This window comes from Colwellia psychrerythraea (assembly GCF_000764185.1).
Lineage (GTDB): Bacteria > Pseudomonadota > Gammaproteobacteria > Enterobacterales > Alteromonadaceae > Colwellia > Colwellia psychrerythraea_B.
The window spans coordinates 303,929-324,479 of record NZ_JQEC01000011.1; the positions used below are offsets into that span (position 1 = coordinate 303,929).

The 20,551-nt window shown below is 37.5% G+C and carries 19 protein-coding genes; 4 read left to right on the plus strand and 15 right to left on the minus strand.

The genetic code is table 11. From position 1 onward, the window contains the following. Positions 1-13 precede the first annotated feature (13 nt). From GAB14E_RS16850 to GAB14E_RS16835, 4 genes are all read left to right on the plus strand, one after another. Positions 14-1,549 (plus strand): MFS transporter, encoded by a 1,536-nt coding sequence (locus tag GAB14E_RS16850; protein ID WP_033081255.1) that lies wholly within the window; start codon positions 14-16, stop codon positions 1,547-1,549. An 85-nt stretch (positions 1,550-1,634) separates the two neighbouring features. Beyond that, entirely contained in the window at positions 1,635-2,963 is a 1,329-nt protein-coding gene (locus tag GAB14E_RS16845; protein ID WP_033081256.1) for a glycoside-pentoside-hexuronide (GPH):cation symporter, read from the plus strand. A 77-nt stretch (positions 2,964-3,040) separates the two neighbouring features. Next, complete coding sequence (locus GAB14E_RS16840) at positions 3,041-4,042, plus strand: LacI family DNA-binding transcriptional regulator (RefSeq protein WP_033081257.1); 1,002 nt, start codon at positions 3,041-3,043, stop codon at positions 4,040-4,042. Positions 4,043-4,099: 57 nt separating this feature from the next. After that, positions 4,100-5,089 (plus strand): glucokinase, encoded by a 990-nt coding sequence (locus tag GAB14E_RS16835; protein WP_033081258.1) that lies wholly within the window; start codon positions 4,100-4,102, stop codon positions 5,087-5,089. 78 nt (positions 5,090-5,167) lie between these two features. Here GAB14E_RS16835 and GAB14E_RS16830 read toward each other — a convergent pair whose 3' ends face one another. The 15 genes from GAB14E_RS16830 to GAB14E_RS23935 all read right to left on the minus strand — a co-directional run bounded on the left by GAB14E_RS16830 (position 5,168) and on the right by GAB14E_RS23935 (position 20,462). Then, complete coding sequence (locus GAB14E_RS16830; RefSeq protein WP_197061163.1) at positions 5,168-5,497, minus strand: YbaB/EbfC family nucleoid-associated protein; 330 nt, start codon at positions 5,495-5,497, stop codon at positions 5,168-5,170. A 76-nt stretch (positions 5,498-5,573) separates the two neighbouring features. Continuing rightward, positions 5,574-7,802 carry a DNA polymerase III subunit gamma/tau gene (gene dnaX / locus GAB14E_RS16825; protein ID WP_033081260.1) on the minus strand — a complete coding sequence of 743 codons (2,229 nt, stop codon included), beginning with the start codon at positions 7,800-7,802 and terminating at the stop codon, positions 5,574-5,576. A gap of 29 nt (positions 7,803-7,831) precedes the next feature. Continuing rightward, entirely contained in the window at positions 7,832-8,377 is a 546-nt protein-coding gene (gene apt, locus GAB14E_RS16820) for an adenine phosphoribosyltransferase (RefSeq protein WP_033081261.1), read from the minus strand. Between the two features lie 114 nt (positions 8,378-8,491). Beyond that, positions 8,492-8,887, minus strand: coding sequence for a response regulator (locus GAB14E_RS16815; protein WP_033081435.1), 396 nt, complete (start codon positions 8,885-8,887; stop codon positions 8,492-8,494). A 155-nt stretch (positions 8,888-9,042) separates the two neighbouring features. Continuing rightward, the gene (locus GAB14E_RS25645; RefSeq protein WP_033081262.1) at positions 9,043-9,723 is read right to left on the minus strand and encodes a YehS family protein; all 681 of its coding nucleotides are present in this window, start codon (positions 9,721-9,723) and stop codon (positions 9,043-9,045) included. A 67-nt stretch (positions 9,724-9,790) separates the two neighbouring features. Then, positions 9,791-10,270, minus strand: a complete 480-nt coding sequence (locus GAB14E_RS16805) for an aminoacyl-tRNA deacylase (RefSeq protein ID WP_033081263.1) — start codon at positions 10,268-10,270, stop codon at positions 9,791-9,793. A gap of 151 nt (positions 10,271-10,421) precedes the next feature. Then, positions 10,422-10,835, minus strand: a complete 414-nt coding sequence (locus tag GAB14E_RS16800) for an HvfA family oxazolone/thioamide-modified RiPP metallophore (protein ID WP_033081264.1) — start codon at positions 10,833-10,835, stop codon at positions 10,422-10,424. A gap of 192 nt (positions 10,836-11,027) precedes the next feature. After that, positions 11,028-12,308 carry a tetratricopeptide repeat protein gene (locus GAB14E_RS16795; protein WP_033081265.1) on the minus strand — a complete coding sequence of 427 codons (1,281 nt, stop codon included), beginning with the start codon at positions 12,306-12,308 and terminating at the stop codon, positions 11,028-11,030. 2 nt (positions 12,309-12,310) lie between these two features. After that, the gene (locus tag GAB14E_RS16790) at positions 12,311-12,925 is read right to left on the minus strand and encodes an energy transducer TonB (protein WP_033081266.1); all 615 of its coding nucleotides are present in this window, start codon (positions 12,923-12,925) and stop codon (positions 12,311-12,313) included. 5 nt (positions 12,926-12,930) lie between these two features. Further along, positions 12,931-13,332: an ExbD/TolR family protein gene (locus GAB14E_RS16785; protein ID WP_011044506.1), complete on the minus strand. Its 402-nt coding sequence runs from the start codon at positions 13,330-13,332 to the stop codon at positions 12,931-12,933. A 12-nt stretch (positions 13,333-13,344) separates the two neighbouring features. Then, positions 13,345-13,869 (minus strand): MotA/TolQ/ExbB proton channel family protein, encoded by a 525-nt coding sequence (locus GAB14E_RS16780; RefSeq protein WP_033081267.1) that lies wholly within the window; start codon positions 13,867-13,869, stop codon positions 13,345-13,347. After that, the gene (locus GAB14E_RS16775; protein ID WP_033081268.1) at positions 13,869-15,218 is read right to left on the minus strand and encodes a MotA/TolQ/ExbB proton channel family protein; all 1,350 of its coding nucleotides are present in this window, start codon (positions 15,216-15,218) and stop codon (positions 13,869-13,871) included. Before GAB14E_RS16775 ends, GAB14E_RS16780 begins: the two co-directional genes overlap by 1 nt. Next, entirely contained in the window at positions 15,218-15,997 is a 780-nt protein-coding gene (locus GAB14E_RS16770) for a DUF3450 domain-containing protein (protein ID WP_033081269.1), read from the minus strand. The genes GAB14E_RS16775 and GAB14E_RS16770 overlap by 1 nt, the downstream gene beginning before the upstream one ends. Before the next feature lie 1,023 nt (positions 15,998-17,020). Beyond that, positions 17,021-18,727, minus strand: coding sequence for a tetratricopeptide repeat-containing sulfotransferase family protein (locus GAB14E_RS16765; protein ID WP_033081270.1), 1,707 nt, complete (start codon positions 18,725-18,727; stop codon positions 17,021-17,023). Positions 18,728-18,788: 61 nt separating this feature from the next. Then, positions 18,789-20,462: a tetratricopeptide repeat-containing sulfotransferase family protein gene (locus GAB14E_RS23935; protein ID WP_052093508.1), complete on the minus strand. Its 1,674-nt coding sequence runs from the start codon at positions 20,460-20,462 to the stop codon at positions 18,789-18,791. Positions 20,463-20,551: the final 89 nt, after the last annotated feature.

Consider the following 20,551-nt stretch of genomic DNA (forward strand, 5'->3'; position numbering starts at 1 on the left):
GGATAAAAAGCAAATGAGTAAAATTCCCTTTTATGAAAAAGTAGGTTACGCCACAGGCGATGCTGCCGCTAATTTAGTTTGGCGCGGTGCTTTAGCCTACTTAGCGGTGTTTTATACCGACACTTTTGGTTTAACGGCTGCTGCCGCCGCCATGTTATTTTTAGTGGTACGTTTATCTGATGGCGTTACCGATATCATTATGGGCATGATTGCCGATCGTACTAATACCCGCTGGGGTAAGTTTCGCCCCTGGATATTATGGTCAACGCCCGTTTTAGCTTTATTTATGGTGTTATGTTTCACCACCCCTGATTTATCTGATAGCAATAAACTCATCTACGCTTATGTTACCTATATTGGCTTAACCCTCGCCTATACTGTGAATAATGTGCCCTACTCCGCTTTGATGGGTGTAATGACACCAAGCGACACTGAGCGCACTAGTTTATCGGGCTTTCGCTTTGCTGGCGCTTTTGCTGGTGGTCTACTAGTGATGGGCTTTTTACCTGACTTGGTTGCCTATTTTGGTGACGGTAATGATGCCTTAGGCTATCAATATAGTATGTACATGTTTGCCGGTATTTTAATTGCCCTTATGGTAATAACATTTGCCACCACCAAAGAACGGGTAACGACGGTCGTTGATGAATCAAGCAATTTAAAAACAGAGCTATTGGATTTAAGTAAGAACTTACCTTTTATCATCTTGCCTTTATTAGCGATGAGCTTATTTTTCTATTATCGCGATATTTATAGTGGCATATTCTTTGTCATCATCATGACTTCTATGTGGATACTGATTAAACGTTTAATCAAAAATACGCCTGAGGATATGAGTGGCACGCAACGTGATATGGTTGATCTACTAACCAATAAACCTTGGTTGATACTTTTAGGTATTGGTTTTTTAACCATGATGTTTAACGGCATAAAATACGGCACAATTGCTTATTATTTCAAATATCAAGTAGGCGATGAACTGATGATTGGTAAGTACTTCATCGCACTATTACTGGTGTCTATTTTAGGCGCCTTATGTACAGGTTTTTTATCCAAAAAATTGGGTAAGCGCAAGTTGTTTATTGTCGCACTTATACTTAGTGGTTTATTAACTGCCGCTTTTTATTGGGTACCTCAGGGCAATATCACTGCGATTTTCATCTTAGGTTGTAGTGCTGAATTCTTTGCTGCCATGATGCCAACGTTATTTTTTACTATGTTAGGGGATTCTGCAGATTTTTCTGAATGGAAAAATGGTCGCCGGGCAACTGGCCTTATCTACTCTGCGGGAACCTTTGTACAAAAAACCGGTGGTGGTTTTGCTGGCGCACTGGTATTGGTCGTGCTTGCTAGCTATGGTTATGATGGTATGGACAAAGCCACTATCGAAGCCACTTTGCCCGGCATGCAATTACTAATGAGTTGGATACCCGCCGCCTTTGCTTTTGCCGGTGCAGCGTTAATGATGTTATACCCATTAAGCTGTAAACAAAATCAACAAATAGGTGATGAATTAATACAACGTAGAGCAGATTTAGTCGCAGCTTAGTCATAGCAGTTTGGTATCGCTAACGATAATGAGTTAAAACATAAATAGCTAAATTATAATAATAAAAAAAGAGAGTTTACTATCTATGATCAGTGTTAGAGAAAAAATAGCCTATGGCTTAGGCGATACCGCCAGTAACATTATTTTTCAAACGGTAATGATGTTTTTATTACTTTTTTATACTGATGTTATGGGACTATCACCGGCAGCTGTTGGTACCATGTTTCTTTTAGTTAGAATTATCGATGCGGTTACTGACCCGCTAATGGGTAACCTTGCTGACAATACTAAAACCAAATGGGGCCAGTTTAGACCCTACCTTCTATGGCTTGCTTTCCCCTTTGCCATTATCAGCATATTGGCTTTTACCACGCCGGATTTACCCGACGATACTAAAATAATTTATGCTTTTGTCACTTATACCTTATTAATGATTGCCTATACGGCCATTAACATCCCTTATTGTGCACTCGGTGGTGTCATAACCGCCGATGCAAAAGAGCGAGTTACCGTACAATCTTACCGCTTTGTTTTTGGCATGTTAGGGGGGGTAATTGTCGCTGCAGCCACGTTACCCATGGTGGAGTTTTTTGGCAATGGTGATAGCGCCAAAGGCTATCAGATGACCATGATAGCAATGAGTTCACTGGGCTTAATATTGTTTTTGTTATGTTTTTTAGGCACTAAAGAACGAGTAAAACCGCCAGAGAACCAACAATCCTCAATGAAAGAAAACCTGCAATCTTTATGGCAAAACGATCAATGGCGTATTTTATGTATGGCCGCATTATTTTTGCTAACCGGGCAAGTGTTACGCTTTACCCTAGCCGTTTATTATGTGAAATACTTTCTTGGTCGTGAAGACTTAATTACTTCCTTCTTAACGTTAGGCGTTATCGCCAGTATGATTGGTTGTGCAGTAGCTCAACCGCTAGCAAAGCGGGTTTGTAAGATCAAGGCTTATATCGCGCTACAAGTAATCTCAGCAAGCATATGTTTATTTAGTTTTTTCATTGGCGAAGAACAAATAGTTTTAGCCTATATTGCCTTTATTGCGTGGAAGTTCTTTTTAGATATGGCGACGCCCCTGTTATGGGCGAAAATGGCTGACACCATAGATTATGGCCATAAAAAAACAGGTATTCGTATTACTGGCATGGTTTACTCTGGTGTAATCTTTTTCATTAAAATGGGCGTAGCTATTGGCGGAGCGCTAGCTGGTTGGTTATTAGCATTTTATAACTACCAGGCCGATGTTGCTCAAACAGAAGCCACAAAACAGGGTATATTATTATCCTTTACAGTTTTACCGGCGTTAGGCTCATTTGCAGTGGCTTGGGTAATGCGGAAATACACCTTAACAGAACAGAAAGTAGTTGAAATCCAAGCACAATTAAGTACTACTACTAGTTAACATATCGGCAAACATGTTAGAATTTTATCGTTACAATTCAAAGTATTTACCACTACATTGCGCAACTTAGGAATAACATGGCGACTATATACGAAGTTTCAAAACTGGCGGGGGTTTCTTTAGCAACTGTTTCTCGGGTGATAAATAAAAACTCTCGAGTCAGCGATAAAACACGCCAAAAAGTTCAGGATGCCATGACGGAGTTAGGCTATCGCCCTAATTCTATTGCGCAATCGTTAGCGTCCAATAGAAGCAATAGTGTTGGCATATTAGTTTCAGAACTACATGGCCCTTTCTTTGGTCAGATGATGGCAGGCATCGAGGCTGAATTGAGAGCAGCTGGTAAGCATGTCATTATTACCACCGGTCACAGTGAAGAAGATAAAGAAAAAGACGGCATAGAGTTTCTGATCAGCCGAAATTGTGATGCCATTATCTTACACGTCGAGGCTGTGACTGATGCTTACCTGATTGATTTATGCAAAGGTAAAATGCCGGTATATTTCATGAGTCGATTAGTTGAAGGTTTAAATGAAAACTGCATTAGCTTAGATAATGAATTAGGTGGCTACTTAGCAACCCAGTCAGTATTAGAGCAAGGCCACTCAGCTATTGCGTATATCGCGGGACCACAATTTAAAGCCGATTCAAAAGACAGATTAGCGGGTCATAAAAGAGCACTTGCCGAGAATGATATAGCTTTTAGTGACACGCTATATTTTGAGGGGGACTTTAAAGAAACCGGTGGTAGTGACGGCTTAAAATGTTTCATTGATAGTAACCAGCAGTTTAGCGCTTTAATTTGTGCCAATGATGAGATGGCTTCTGGTGCAATAACTTATGCCAGAGAGCAAGGACTATCCCTACCTAAAGATCTATCAATAATCGGCTTTGATAATATTATTTTTGCACGACATACCTATCCCAAGCTTACCACCATAGATAACCCGGTAAATTTAATGGGCCATATGGCGGCAAAATTAGTATTAAAAAACATTTATAAACAAAAGAATATGTCAATTATCCATTCTTTTGAGCCGACACTTATTACCAGAGATTCCGTTATTAACAAAAACTAGCCTATTTGCTAACGCAGTTGAAAAATAAATACCTTTGAACGAGAAGTAACACAAAAGATGATGAACTCAGAAGATACTCAAGTTATTAATCTGGTTGCTGATATTGGCGGCACAAATATCAGATTAGCGATTACCGAAAATAATAACATCACAGAAATCCTTAGCTATGAATGTGCACAATTCCCAAGATTGATTGACGTAATTCGCCAGTACCTAGCAGAAAAGCAACTGACTAATGCCAGTATCAATGCTTGTCTTGCCATAGCTTGTCCCGCTGATGATGATTTAATTTCGATGACCAATTTACCTTGGCAGTTCTCTCAAAAAGAACTTAAAGCAGAGTTAAAACTTAACAAATTAATGCTAATCAATGATTACACAGCTATTGCGATGGCAATTCCCATGTTAACAGATGGACAAAAAGTAAAGATTGGTGGCGGCGAACCTATAGCGAATAAACCTATTGCAGTTTGTGGACCAGGAACAGGCTTAGGCGTGGCTAACATAATTCCTGTCGATAACAATTGGCATTGCTTAAGCGGCGAAGGCGGTCATATTGATTTTGCCCCTGTTGATGAGCTTGATATTCAAATATTGCAGTACTTAAAAACGTTTAAGAAAAGAGTATCTTACGAACAACTGCTATCGGGCTATGGCTTAGAGCAAATATATCAGGCGTTAGTGGTTATCAAAAGTGAAGACTCACCAGCCGCCTCTGAAACTAAATTAACGGCGAAAGATATTAGCGCGCAGGCTATAAATGGCAACTGCCCATTGTGTCAGCAAGCCTTGGCTCAATTTTGTAAAGTGCTGGGTAGTTTTGCTGGTAATCTCGCTTTAACAACAGCCTCTCTTGGTGGCGTATATATTGCTGGTGGTATTGTGCCTCGCTTTATTGACTATGTTAAAAACAGTGGCTTTAGAGAAAGGTTTGAAATGAAGGGTCGTATGTCTCATTTAAACCAACAAACACCTACTTATGTTATTACTGAAAGCCAACCGGGCTTAATCGGTGCTGCGGCTTACCTTAACCAAGTCTGCAAATAACTCAACAGGCATTACCTTTTAGAAACAAAAAAGCTCAAGCAATGCTTGAGCTTTTTTATATGCGCTATAAATAGCAGCTTAGAAAGGCATTTTCATCCCTGGTGGTAATTGCATACCGCCAGTTACTGAACCCATTTTATCTTTATTTTGCTCTTCAACACGACGCACTGCATCATTTACAGCTGCAGCAAGTAAATCTTCAATCATGTCTTTATCATCGTCCATTAAGCTTTCATCAAGCTCAACACGACGAACGCTGTGGCTGCCTGTCATCGTTACTTTAACCATGCCAGCACCAGCTTCACCAACAACTTCCATTTTTGCCAGCTCTTCTTGAGCTTTAGCCATTTTGGCCTGCATTTGTTGGGCTTGCTTCATTAAATTGCCCATTCCGCCTTTCATCATGATATTCTCCAGTTTTCTTAGGTTGACTATTTTATAAATTATTCTTTCATTTTACCCTAAAGCAAACAAATTTTGAATATTAGCGTGGTGAAATACTCTCTTCATTTAAAGTTGCCTGAAAAGTATCTTGCAGCGCAATCACCACTGTATCTTCTTTCAATAAGGTTTTCACATATTCAAGACGCTTGTCATTAATTTGCACTTGAATTTGATAAGGATCTGCTATCGTTTCTTCGACAATATCGAGTGTGACCGTTACAGGCCTAGAAAGAAACTCACTAATATAGCTCTGTAATTGTTGAAGAGCTACGTCAGTACTTAAATGTCGGGTAGCCTGATCTAGTTTAAGGATCAAATTATCATCAGTGGATTTTTCACTAATCGTTGCGTGTATTGCTAATTGACGGATCCGTGCAGTAAGCTGCATTGAATCAATCATATGCGCCCATTTATCAACTTGATTCGCTTTGGTAACGACTGTTGGATCAATATTGTCTTGGTGAAACGGTTCTACTGGCTCAGGTGCTATTAGCAAACTTTCAGTTACTGCCTCTGGCGTTTCAACACTTACCTTAGCGCTGTTTTTACTACTCTCTGTATTATTAGAGTGACGCAGAGCTGCGTCACGGGGCTTTTTTGCTTGCTTCTCCAACTCTTTTTTCCGACTACGCAACATATTACGTGTAGCAAGCACTGAGGCGACAGGACTATTAATACTTAGCTGCCCTTCTAGCCCATGATCTACACTAACCGCTGGGGCTTGTTGCTCGTTGCTGCTTGGCAGTACCGGAGCTTGCTGTAAAAGAACTGACTGAGAAGTAACGTCCTCTTGAGGAGGCTGTGGTGGTGGCGCTTGTTTTAATTGCTCACTGTCACTTTGCACCATTTCAGCAGCTTGTTGCTCAATAGCAAACATTTGCTGATTTAACTCTGCATTTGGAGCATCAGTGTTTAGAGCTGGCTCATCAACAATAGCTTTTCTAATATCTTGGCTAATACCTTGAGTGATACCTTGAGTAATAGGCTCAAGTTCAACTTGTGGTTGTATTTCAACTTCAGTAGCAATTGACTCAACAGTTTTTATTTTATCTTTCAGGCTATCATTTGAATATGTTTCAACAGGTTTAACAAAACTGACCTCATCGAAGTTAACTGAAGTTACTTGTTCACTATTGGCCAGTTCAGCATTGTCAGCGTTAGAGCATTTAACAAGCTGTGATTTGTTCATTGGCTTAAACGCCAATAGTCGCAATAACGTCATATCAAAAGCGGCTTGTTCATCAAAAGCGTACGGTAAATCTTTTCGGCCATTGAGGCTTATTTGATAATAAAGCTGAACATCTTCTGCGGACATGGATTGGCTAAATTTTTTCAATAAGGCGAATAAGTCTGCGGGCAAATCAAAGTGCTGGTCAACAATTTGCAGTAAAGCTATTTGATGAAATAGTTGAATTAATTCGGCAAATAAGCGGCTATAACTTGGTGCATAAGAAGCTATTTCTTGAGATAAAGTCATTAGACATTGACTGTCTTGCTTAAGTAAAGCGATAACAACTTGGTAAACCCAATTTTGATCGATCCCACCAAGCATTTGCTGAATATTAATTAAACTAATATTACCTTGCCCTTGGGCAATGGCTTGATCTGTTAAACTTAACGAATCACGCATACTACCACGAGCAGCTTTAGCCAGTAAGGTTAAACAACCTTGTTCATGACTAACTTGCTCGTGAGATAAAATTTCAGCGAGCTTTTCTTCAATTTGCTTAACCGTTAAGGCTTTTAAATGAAACTGTAAACAACGAGATAAAACAGTAACAGGCAGTTTCTGTGGATCTGTAGTCGCTAAAATAAATTTAACGTGCTCTGGCGGCTCTTCAAGCGTTTTTAATAAGGCATTAAAACTATGACGAGATAACATATGAACTTCATCTATCAGGTATACTTTAAAACGTCCCCTGCTCGGTGCATATTGTACATTATCAAGAATTTCACGAGTATCATCCACTTTCGTTTTAGAAGCGGCATCTATCTCTAAAAGATCAACGAAGCGACCTTGATCAATGTCAATACAAGCATCACACTTGCCGCAAGGTTTATCTGTAATACCTAATTCACAGTTTAAGCTCTTAGCAAAAATTCGTGCAATAGTCGTTTTACCTACCCCACGTGTACCAGTAAATAGGTAAGCATGATGCAAACGTTTTTGCGATAAAGCATTGGCAAGCACATTGACCACATGCTCTTGTCCCATTAACTCCTGAAAGTTCTTAGGACGCCATTTTCTTGCTAAAACTTGATAGCTCATATTAAATTACTTTTTGATTCTGAAAAAAATTACTCGCCTTGATACTGAATCAAAGAGTAAGCCGTAATATTAAGGTCAGTTAGACGCTTTTCTCCACCTAGATCAGGCAAAGAGATAACAAAGCCTGCATCTTGTACCTTAGCACCAAGACGTCTTATTAATTTGGTAGTTGCTTCAATTGTGCCACCCGTTGCTAATAAATCATCAATGATCAGTACATTATCTTCTGGAGTTAGTGCATCTTGATGAATTTCTAAGACATCTTCCCCATACTCTAATTGATAAGCTTGTGCGTAAGTATCACGAGGTAACTTGCCAGGTTTTCTTACTGGGACAAAGCCAATATCAAGTGCAAGCGCCAAAGGTGCACCAAAAAGGAAACCTCGAGCCTCAGTACCAACTACTTTAGTAAAACCTTTACCTTTATATTCAGCGGCTAAGAGTTCAATTGTTAAAGAGAATGCTCTGGCATCTGCTAACAAACTGGTGACATCGCGAAACATAATGCCTTTTGAAGGGTAATCTGGCACAGTTTTTATCGCATCGATTAACTGCTGTTGTTGGGTATTATTCATGATGGTAGATCAGAAAACCATAGATTGGCTCTCTGTAATAGTTATAAATAGATAAACAAATCATAAAGCAATTGTGGCAATTTATATAGCGATAAAGTGCCCACTTGCATAATATTATGAATTAACTTGTAAGCTCTCACAGTCGAATTTTTCATCGGTAAACTGTGTAATCAAATTAAGCAGTTGCGTTTTATCTATCGGCTTGTCAATAACACTATCAAAAAGAGGAAACTCGGCTAAAGTTTTAAGCGTTTGGCTACCTTGGGTAGTCATAAAGATAATTTTTGTATTAGCCAGTTCAGGGTTGTTTTTAAGATTCTTAGTCAGCTGTAAACCATTCATCAATGGCATTAAATGATCGATAATAAAGAGCTGATAGTTACCTTGCTGAGCCTTACTTAATGCATCTAGTCCGTTGATTGCTTTATCAACAGTATGGCCATTCGAAATAAGTAGATCTGTGAGCATATCTTGAACAGTTTTTTTATCATCAACAACTAATATATTCATATACAATTTTTAAACAATAAGAGTTAATTTGGCGCGGATCTTACCCTATAACTATTGCAGTATATAGGGGTATCTTAGATCAATTATGAAACAGAATGATTCCAACGAAACAATATATCAGTACTAATGTACAACTTTATTGCCAAATGACATCGTTATTTTGACAATTTAAGGCGTTGACGCTTTGTGGTCGTAGTGCTGTTTGGATTAACATAAACATTACTTGCATTAGGTCTTGCCCCTTCTACCCAAGGCGATGAAGGTGCGGGTTTAGCTGTTTTTTTCTTAGCATAAGTCTTTTTATCATAACCCGCTTTGGCGTTACTTACCGTTGACTTGGCAGTCCCCTGTGCTGAACTTGCTATTTTACCTGTCCTTTCAACATGAAATTTTTTATCAATAGCCTGAAGAAGATTACGTAAAACTTGGTCTTTACATTCACGATAGTGCTTATGGTCGACTTTTCTGGAAAAGGCACTTAATTCCGCCTTACCAAGGTTAAAACCTACCTCTTCTAATAATGAGATGATTTGTTCAGCTTGCAGGTTCAAGGCAATTTTGAGTTTTGTTAAAATAATATTATTGGATAAACGTTTTTCTGGCACAGCTTGAGGCCCAGGTTTTTTACCTCTTTTTTCATTGATAAAGCCATTTAAAAATATAGCCAATTTAGTATCAAATAGGGCAACAAAATCGCTATCGTCATCCTTTTTCAGCCATTGACTTATTTGCTCACGGTTAACTTCCTCACCTGCCGAGGCAAAGATAGCCACCATCTGTTTATCATTAAAGTTAAAGGTATAACGCAAGCGGCGTAAAATATCATTATTATTCACGGTAAAATCCAAAGCATAAACATAAGTCAGTTATTATACACGCTAAGGCAGCTGGCTTACATAACTGTTAGTGAAATACTTCTCGGCTGAAGTGAAGGTGTTTTCCTGAGCTCATTATTGCTTTAAAGTCTTCTTGGCTTACTCGAAGTAAAGTCTCATGGTCTCCAGCTTCGAGATATACCTCTGCCAATTGATCTAACTCTCGCTCACAAACCATGCTTAAATGATAAGCTTCTGCGGCCGGTGGAACTGCGCCATGATTACAATCAGAGAACACTTGATAGACCTCTTGCTCTTTCATTAACCTAAAACAGCCATGTAAATTTTTATTAAGTGCAGACAAACTGATTTTATGGGCCGCAGGAAGTATTGCCATTAACTTTTTGTCTTCATGGTTCTTCAATAGCACAGCTTTAGCTATCTGTTTTAACGATATATTAGCCGTAATAGCACTACAAATTGAGCTGTTGCTATGAAAGTGTTCAATCTCTTGATATGGAATGCTTTTTTCTATTAAGTAACGTGTGAGTCTAGTTGAAGTGTTCATATATACCTCAGATACGTATAAGCCCTTATTACAGTATAGTCATATATGATTATATTTACTTAGGAAGAGAGCACTTACAAACGGGGGCTGATAACAACAAAAAACGGGCATCAGCCCGTCTTAATATGTTCATTACACATTTGTTAATAAATTAACCACCACACTTTTTACTTTTCTCTTTTGATTTTCCTTCGCCGCACTTACCTTCGCCACATTTTCCTTTTTTTGCCGCTTTCACTTTACCTTCGCCGCACTTTCCTTCACCACATTTTCCTTTTTTTGCTGCTTTCACTTTTCCTTCGCCGCACTTACCTTCGCCACATTTACCTTTTTTGGCATCTTTCATTTTTCCTTCACCGCACTTACCTTCACCACATTTACCTTTTTTGGCGTCTTTAGATTTACCTTCGCCACATTTACCGTCAGTGTGATCACCTACAATTGTCACTAGCTCAGTACTAGCAAAAGGGTTTGTTTCTGCTTTTACTACATTACTAGTAAATACACTAAAAACGATTAAGCCCAATAGAGCTACTAATGTTGAAGATCTTTTAACTATATTCATGATTTGTTTCCTTTAACTTTGTTTATATTGAAGTAATCTTATTATTTTTAAGATTTAGTTATATGACTTTTTAAATAGACCTGAAAACAGCAATAAAAATTTCATGCATCGTGAATTTTTGACAATAAAAAACCAGCGATATCAAAAAAGATATGCTGGTTTTTTAATGACGTTTTATTTAATCAACTATAACTAAATGGTAACGTTTTTTCTTTTAGCTGTGTCAACAATAAAGCTTTTCCAACCTCTAGCCGATTTACGTGACTTTGGATCTTTTATTGCTTTTTGAATAGCTGCATAGGCTTGCTTATACTTTTCAAGATAGAAATAAGATTCAGCAATACTCATATGAATGCGACCTTGGTTAGATACACCAAGCTCAATAGCTTTATTTAAGGCAACAATAGCTTTAGCAAATTGCTCATCTTGTTTCAACAACATACCTTGCTTGCGATAGTGTTTCGCACTGCTTGTCATTTTGGCTAATTCACCATAATAACTTGCTGCTTTATCAATATGCTGTGCAGAATGCCAAGCGTTAGCTAAGGTGGAGATATTTTTATCGTCACGCTTAACTAAACCTGATGCAATATGCTTTTCTAACAATTTAGCTGCTTTATAAGGCGTTTCAGATTGAGCATATAAACTTGCTAATGTCTTAATCTGAGACTCTTTATCCAAATAACCAAGCTTGTAGGCTAAGTCAAGTGTCTGAGTCGCTTTATCGTAATCCTCAACTAATAAATAAAACATTGGTAGTTGTGTCCACCATTGTTTATTTTCAGGAAAAAGCTGTATTACAGTTTCTAACACCTCAACCGCTTCTTTATACTTTTTATTTTCATAATAAGAAGTAATCTTTAAGATATACGGGTTTTGATTTGGCTTATCACCAAAAGCTGCAATAGCCTTGTTAGCAGGTTCAATTACCTTATCTAATTGCTTTAACGAATAATACGCATTAGCAATTTTGATATAGACTTGACCATCACTTTTACCAGTGAAATCCATCCAAGCATAATAAGCTTTTAAGGCACCTTCATAGTCCTTGGTTTGCATTTGCATGTCACCCAATAACTTTAAAGATTCCCCATGATCTACTTCATTAAGTAGATCTGGCTCTATTGCTTTTTTAAGATAATCAATAGTATTTTGCTCATTGTCACCTAAGGTCGCATACATAACAGCAAGCATGCGGTTAACATAAGCTTTGTCATATGCTTTAGATGCATCTATGTCTAACAAAATAGCAATAGCACCTTTAAGATCATCAGCACTATAAGCTTCAAAAGCTTTTTGCACTTTCTTACCGACACGAGGACCTACAAGATGAGTCTTACGCTTCTTTTTCTTCTCTACTTTCTCGGCGCCAGCAGCTTCTGCATAATTTGCAAAAGGAGCTTGTGCCACAAGTAGTGAAGCAACGACAACAAGAGAAGTTGATAATTTTTTAAATTTTAAGTTTTTAAACATAACTATTCAGCTCCCATTTTGAAATCAAGTTGGACCGTTAGACCTGGACGTCGTTGAGCTTTACCATCAACAATTTTCGGCTTGTATTTCCACTTTCTAAGCGCACGTCGAGCTTCTTTGTCAAAAACACGCTTAGGTTGAGCTTCTAATACTTTAACATCTTCAACACCACCCACTTCATTGATAGTAAATGAAAGAATAACATAACCTTCTTTACCATCTCGAGCAGCTTGAATCGGATACTTAGGTTCGATACGTACGATCGGTGTTGCATCGCCATCTCGCCCTAAACCAGCACCTGGAGCAGATAACCCCGTTGATGCACCAGACATTTGAACACCTGGCATATTAAAGTTTAAACCACCAGTATTATTGCTGGTTTCAGGCTCCGGTGTTTGCTGCTTCGGCGGCGCTTTTGGCGGCGGAGGAGGCGGCGGTGGTACACGTCGACGCTGTTCGGCTGCAGACTTTGGCGGCGTAGTATTTACTTCTACGATAATATTTTCTTGTTGATCTTCCTTATTTCTATCACCACTAGAAACAAGAAAGGCCATAAAAGCAAATAAGCCAAAGGTAACTACAGCGCCTAGTAGTATTGATACTAAAAAGCGAACCATATGTCTTACCCCTTCGCAGCCGCGATAGAAATTCGGTCTATACCAGCCTCTTTAATTGCATCCATTACTTTAACAACTACGCCATGTTTAGCGTCTTTGTCAGCTTGAATGATTACAACATCGGTAGGTTGTTCAGCAAGTAACTTTTCAATTCTTGCACCAACTCGCTCAATGTCTACTCGACCCTTATCTAACCAAATTTCACCATTATCTTTTATTGCAACAAAGATATTGGCATTTTTTTGCTTAGTTTGGTTCGCCGCTTTTGGTTTATTTACTTCAATACCAGCTTCTTTAACAAATGAAGTGGTTACGATGAAGAAGATCAGCATGATAAATACGATGTCGAGCATCGGTGTCATATCAATTACTGCTTCTTCGTCTTCACGAATACGTTTACGTGCCATGAATATATCTCTCTAGTGATGAGGTAAACTGTCAACCAGTTTAGCCTTTGCTAGTTTAACTTTAGCGTCTAATCTTGAACTAAAGAACACACCTGATAACGCTGCTACCATACCGGCCATAGTCGGAATAGTTGCTTGCGATATACCAGCGGCCATTAGACGCGGATTACCAGTACCTTGTTGAGCCATGACTTCAAATACGCCAATCATACCAGTTACTGTTCCCAGTAAGCCAATAAGAGGACACATTGCCACTAAAGTTCTAATGGTAATCATACGCTTTTCAAGTAACTCGTCTGCTTCGGAGATCCAAGTCTCTCTAATTCGATGTGCATACCAAGAGGTAGTATCTACTCTGGCATCCCATTTTGCGATGATATCATCACGCATTTTAGGATAAACACCAGTTAAGAACCAAAAACGCTCTATCATCAGTATCCACATTAAAAAGAGTGCGAAGGCAACAGCGTAAAGTACGTTACCGCCAGTCGCAACAAAACCCCTGACAGATTCCCAAAGCTCTATCAGGAATAACATTATTTAGACCCCTTCTCTGCGATAGCAGCAATTAAACCAGCACTTTGCTCATCTAATTTTTGTAATACAGACTTACTCTTACCAGCAACAATTGAGTGGATTAAGATAAGTGGTAATGCACAAATCAAACCTAAAGCGGTAGTTACAAGTGCAAGAGAGATATTACCTGCCATGATTTTCGGGTCACCAGTACCAAACAACATGATTGTTTGGAAAGTCATAATCATACCGATTACTGTACCTAATAGACCCATAAGCGGAGCAATAGCAGCAAACATTTTGATTAGGTTAACACCACGGTCTACTTTTGGCGTTTCACGGAGTATCGCTTCATCAAGTTTTAACTCTAACGTTTCAGCATCTGCTGATTGGTTGTCGTAGAAAACTTTAAGTAAACGACCTAGCGGGTTGTTTTCATTTGGTTTATCAAGGTTCTTCTCTTGAGCCTTAATTTTGCTGCTCATGCCACCTAAAACGATTAAACGTTCAAGGGCAATTAATAAACCAACAAAGAATAATACTGTAATAGCATAACCAACTTCTTTACCTTCATGGAAGAATTGGTCAATTGTTTTCTTACGTGTTTCTAAAGATAAGATAGCACCACGAGAAGGATCAACATAAACAGGAACATAACCTGAAGTTTCAGCTGAGAAATCAACCGCTGTTCCGCTAATATGACCTGCAGGTTGCTTAGGTAAAGGTTGAACTTGACCTACTTCATCGTTATATCTTAAGTAACCGTTAGCTGAAACTAGGTTAAAGGTACCGATACGGGTAATCTGTTCAGTAGATTTAGTGCCATCAAGGTTGGTTACATCAACAGTAAACTTCGAAATTTTACCAGACTCAGTCATTTCAGTTTGCAGGGCAAACCATAACTCTTCTAAATCAGCAATGCTTGGAATCTCTTTTGCGTTAGCAATGCGGTTTAGCGCCTCACCACGATTAGGGAATTCGGCACTTACAATTGAAGTACTGATTTGACCAAATGCGTTAGCTGCTGCGGCACGTGAAACACCAAACATTTCACCTAAAGTACCTGTTGCATTATCTAACTCAACTGTTTTATTAGTTATAGTCATATCATTAGCAGCATAAGCTTTAGTTAAACGTTTATTACGCGCATTTTGAGCAGCTAGTTCATTTTTAGCTTTAGTTAATAAAGCAGACTTATCAGCTCTAGCAGATAAAAATTCAGCTTCACGCTTTTTATCAAGCTTAGCTTCTGAAACACGGTCAGCTTTTACTTGCTTTAATAAATCATCTAATTGATTTGCTTGGGTTGTAGCAACAAAACCAGTCGTTAGAGTGGCTGCTAGCAATACAAAATTAAAAACTTTTTTCATTATTTCGCTCCTGCTGCAAATACTGGTAATTTAGCTAAATCCATTGGGATTTGTTTACGTGCCATTTGAATTGCACTAGAGATAGGTTTTATGTATTCATCACCTAATTCTTCCCATGCACGTGTTTCATTGTTCCATAACCAAGAATGCTTAGCATCTAGTGATTGTGCAACAAAAGCAATACGACCCATGTGAACGAAATCAGCAGTTAAAGTACGACCACCTAAATCAATCTCACCCTGGTATGCATCAAAAACAGAACCATAACCGGCTTCTATTTCATACGCTTCAAGAACTAAGCGAAACTGCTCTGAAGTAGTAACGTTTGAATCGTCCATAACAGCACGAAGGTTAGCTACACGTTCATTACGACGTTCAATATTCATTGGAACATCTAGTTTGATGAATGTATCAAGAGTATCAACCATTTTGTACATCAATGGTACAACGCCTTGTTTAAATTCATCAATACTGTCAATTTGTTTCTGTAAAGAAGCAATTCTGACTACTTGATCGTCAACCATACGTTGAACATGGTCGTTATAACCACGTAACACGTCAGCTTCATCAACTGTATTACGATATTCGCCAAGAAGATCTTGCGTTTGCTCGTAAATGCTGTTGACTTTAGCTTGTGATTTAGCTGATTGCTTGAAGATTTTAGCTTCAGCTTTTTGTAGGTCTGTTAATGCATCAGCAGCAGCGATATTACTACCTGCTAGTGCTAGTGCGCCAACCATCGCTGTTGCGATAAGGCTTTTCTTACTTACTTTGGACATAGTTCCCAACCATTGCTATTTTTAATCTAGATAACAAATTTTTTTGTTACCGCGAATATAAAAGTCTGTCGTTATTTTAAATGTAACTTTTTATGAATACAACTGAGCAATAATCCCAAATGACAGCTAGGCTGTCAAGGTGAGACTTTAAAGACGATGTATTAAGTTTTAACGTTAATAAATCAATAACGTTAAAACATATCGTTTTGCTAACAAAATTACTCACGTTACCAAGATAAAGTGAGGGACAAAAATTTTGCAGAGGTATGTTTTACTAACATCTTCGTAGTAAGTCAAATTTATTTGCGTTTATTGGTGAATAAAAATACACTTTGCATTTTCACTGTTCGGTTTAATACATAAGTTCAATAATTCCTCATAAATATTAAAAAAGTCAAAGAACACCCTAAGTAAAATTACATTATCTGTTAATCACCCCATTATTGATTGACGGGCGCTCTATCCTTCAGTTTAGGGGTTAGATTATGCGGACTTATTTTATATGGGTGTATTTTATCTTGTTCCATCGCTATAAAACGTCAAAATATTTAATATATAATGTAGCTAGTAGGCTTCAATTTTCAACTATGACATTGGCTAATAAACTTTTACAATGGCTGTATTTCATCCACTAAGTTAAAAACACCTAACCTTTAATCTATCTTACTATGGACAATACATTTAGTTTTGGAGAATTCATTAGATCTTAGGATGATCTATTTTTAGAAAATAAGAGCCTATTGTTATAGTTTGCATCGGGGTATCAAAGAACATCATTTCAAATAGAGAAATATCTCATGTAATCAAGCAATAAAATCATACTTAAAGAATTAAAGTACGATTCTGACTGTTTTGAGGATGGTATTAGCCATCATTAGGAAAGTTACAAACCTCTTACAAGTACTATTTCATTAAGAGTAATTAAGACTAAAAATTAATTTTATTAATGGGAATTCAGTACCTTAGACATTCGCAGTTAATACCTTCATTATTTAAAGCCGCTCTACAATCAACAAGATGAAATCAATCATCAACTAATGCATCAAACAGTGGTTGTAAATAATCTTGGTAGTTATGCCAAACCTTAACAGAGCTTGTATACATGGGTTTGCGTACCTGTACTGCACTAGCAGTGGTAACAATAGATGTACTTTCATTAAACCTGAGACATTCGCTCTGCCAATCTAAATCACAAGCAGAAATCAGCTTTTTAATTTCAATCTCAGGATTATTAACCAGCGATTCATAATGTACATCGTAAATTGAGCCTGGAAAAACATCATGCCAATGTCTCATCAAAAGACGGTACAAGTTGTGAAATTGTCCTAATGTTTTTAAATTGTAGGCAAAGCGATAATTATCCGAGGTAAAATTTTTCTTAAATATGGAAAGACAATTATCCTTGGGATCACGAACACAATGAATTACTTTTGCATTAGGCAATACTATTTTTATCAAACCAATCAGTAACATATTGAAGGGTAATTTGTCGGTTATATAAGTCGAGTCGTTACACAATTGCTCTATCTGTTTGAGATATGCATGACCTACATTTTCTAGTTGTAGTTTTGAATAGGTGTTTAGTGGCGCAAACAAAAAATCTGTTTTCTCTGTTAGAAAGTTATTTGTGCCTAGCTTGAAAAAGTAATCTAACTCTCCTGCGCCATGTACTTTATTATGTGTTGATAATATTTTTTCTACTAAGCTCGTTCCTGAACGTGGCATACCGACTATAAAAATAGGCCTAGCTGAATTCTCTGGAGATAACTGTAGGTTTTTTATTGCCTCTTTATTAAAGGTTTTCATTATGTTTTTTATAAAACTCTCATCTGATTCAACGGTATAGTTATATCGGTTATGTCGGAGCGAGTTCCCTTGATCTAAATACCTAAAAGATCGTGAAAAATCATTAACATCTTCATAGGCTTTAGATAAAGCAAAAGATAGCTGTATTTTGTTTTCTGTTGGTAGATTATCCCGCTTTATCTGTTCCTGCATTGAAACAATATGAGCATCTTTTGCATCAGTATAATGATGAATAGAAGCGTAGGTAAAGTGCGCCTGTGAATAAGAGGGTTGTATGGTATATGCTTTTTGATAACAGGAAGATGCCTGTGTCAATTTACCTTTAGACTTCAGTAGATTCCCCAATTCGTAATGTGCTTTAACATTTTGTGGGTTTTCAATAATTAATTGCTCATATAAACTTTGAGCTTGGCTTAACTCCCTCTTCTCAATCAAGATTTGACCAAGGTATTCTCTTGCTTGTAGCAAGCTTGGCTTAAGTTCAACTGCCGTTCGGCAAGCCTGTTCACTTTCTGCTAATTTATTTAGCGGCCTTAGTGACATGCTCAAACTCAGGTATGCCATGGCAAATTTGGGGTTTTCAACAATAACCTTGTCATAGTACTTTATTGCATTGATAAAATTTCGTTCAAATTTGCAAATATCACCAAGCCCCATCAAAGCACCAACAAAGTTTGGTGCAATTTTTAGAGCATGTGACCAGAGTTGATGTGCTTCGTTTATTCTATTTGACATGGCACATATAAGTGCTAAATGAGAGTACACTTCTGGTAATCGTATATTTTGAGCGATTAACTCTCTATAACCCAATTCTGCTTGTTTATAGTCTCTATTTGCCTGAGCAAGCTCAGCCCTAGTTAAACATTCGCGCTGGTGGCTGGTAATCATTACATTCACTGAGTTAATCATTTTTTTATGGTTCATCGTTTATCAGTAGCTTTTACGTTTAACTAAAGGTTCATTGCTGAAATCTAGCACAGTTTGATTAAATTAATGTTAATTTCTTTAAGCTCTGTTGATAATTTATCCACCTACCAGAAGAGCTTTTATACAAAGGTTGTCTAACCTGCCAGACGCTGGCAGTCTTGACTTGATTTTCGATCTGATGGAATTTTAAGCAACGTTCTTCCCAGGGTAGTTCCATAAATGATAGCAAGTTCTTGATATATGTTTCGGGCTCATCTATAAGTTCATCATAGTTAAATTCATAAATATCATCACAAAATAAAAGCTTCCAATGACTCATTAACCTTTCTTGCTGCTGATAAAAATGAATAGTATTTTCAAGCTTAGTTGCATAGGACATTGATGCACCGAGGCGTAGAAAGAACACAGATAGACAATTGTCTAACATACCGCGCCGTGTCCAAATGATTTTAGCTTGGGGCATTAAGGTCTTTATAACCCCTAAATACAAGAAATTATCCGGACGCTTATCCGTTAACTGACAACCAGCTTCTCTAAACTGGTTGATTTCTTTAAGGTATGCATCCAACATTTGTGTCTTATTTGTCTCTATATTTTCTCTGACATAATGTGGATAGTTTGGATAATTATTGACGATAGTACGATGAAAAAACTCTTGTTCCCCCCCTATACTTACTTGTGAATGAGCAGCAAGGATTTGCTCACATAAAGTGGATCCAGAGCGGAACATACCACAGATAAAAATGGGTGATTGATTAGTAACACAAGGATTAACATCATTATCTACTTCATCTGCTGGCTTTTTTATCGCTTCAAACCAAGCGTTATCAAATGTATTAATAATTGCACTAATATACTCCTCATGTAATTTTTGACTATATTGAGGTAACGTTTGTTGATCAAGACGATTTGCTTGTTGATAAAAATCAAATGCTAAAGAATATTCACCACAGTCATCGTGTGACTTTCCTAATGCATAGCCAATATTAATCTTCTGGGTATCAAGGACATTTGTTGAATTAAATACACTCTCCATTCGAGATATTAAACCATCACCTTTATCTTTCACTTTATAAATATCAGCTTGCCTCGCAAGCGCATCATAATTCTTTGGGTTTTTACTAAAAGCGGATTGAAAGCTAGCTAACGCTTTTTCTTTATCACCTAATTGCTCGTATAAATTCGCTAAATTGTAGCGTAATGCGTCTTGGTTTGGGTATTTAGCAATCGCGCTATTTAATGTATCTATTGCTTTTTCAGCTTCAGATAAATGCTCGCTATAAATCGTTGCTAAATTTAAATAAACTTCATGTTGGTCATTAATCCCGATTTCCAATACCTTATTATAATATGCTACCGAGTCTTCAAACTTACCTGCCAACTTTAAATAGTACGCACAATTAAACAATGCCGTAGCATTGTTGCTTTCTTGCTTCTTCGCTAATTCTAAATATAAAGCGCTAACATCAAGCCATCTTTTTTGATGACAATAGAGTTCAATTAACGGATTTAAGTATTGTTCTGAAGAATCAGATATTTTCAACAATGCTTTTAAGTGTACTTCTGCTAACGCAATATCTTTCAGGTTAAAAGCAAGCTTAACCATAACTTGGTGAGCTTGGAGGTTTTCGGGGTTAGCCAGAAGTAATTGAGCTAAAATTTCTTGACCTGCAGAAATTTCATTTTTGTTTAATAGCCTAATGGCTTGATTAACTGTTAATTCAACGTTCATTATCTTTTTTCATAATGTTATTACTATTAATAGTAATAACATTAATAGTTTTCAAATGGCAAATAAAAAACGGCTAACTTTTCAGTTAG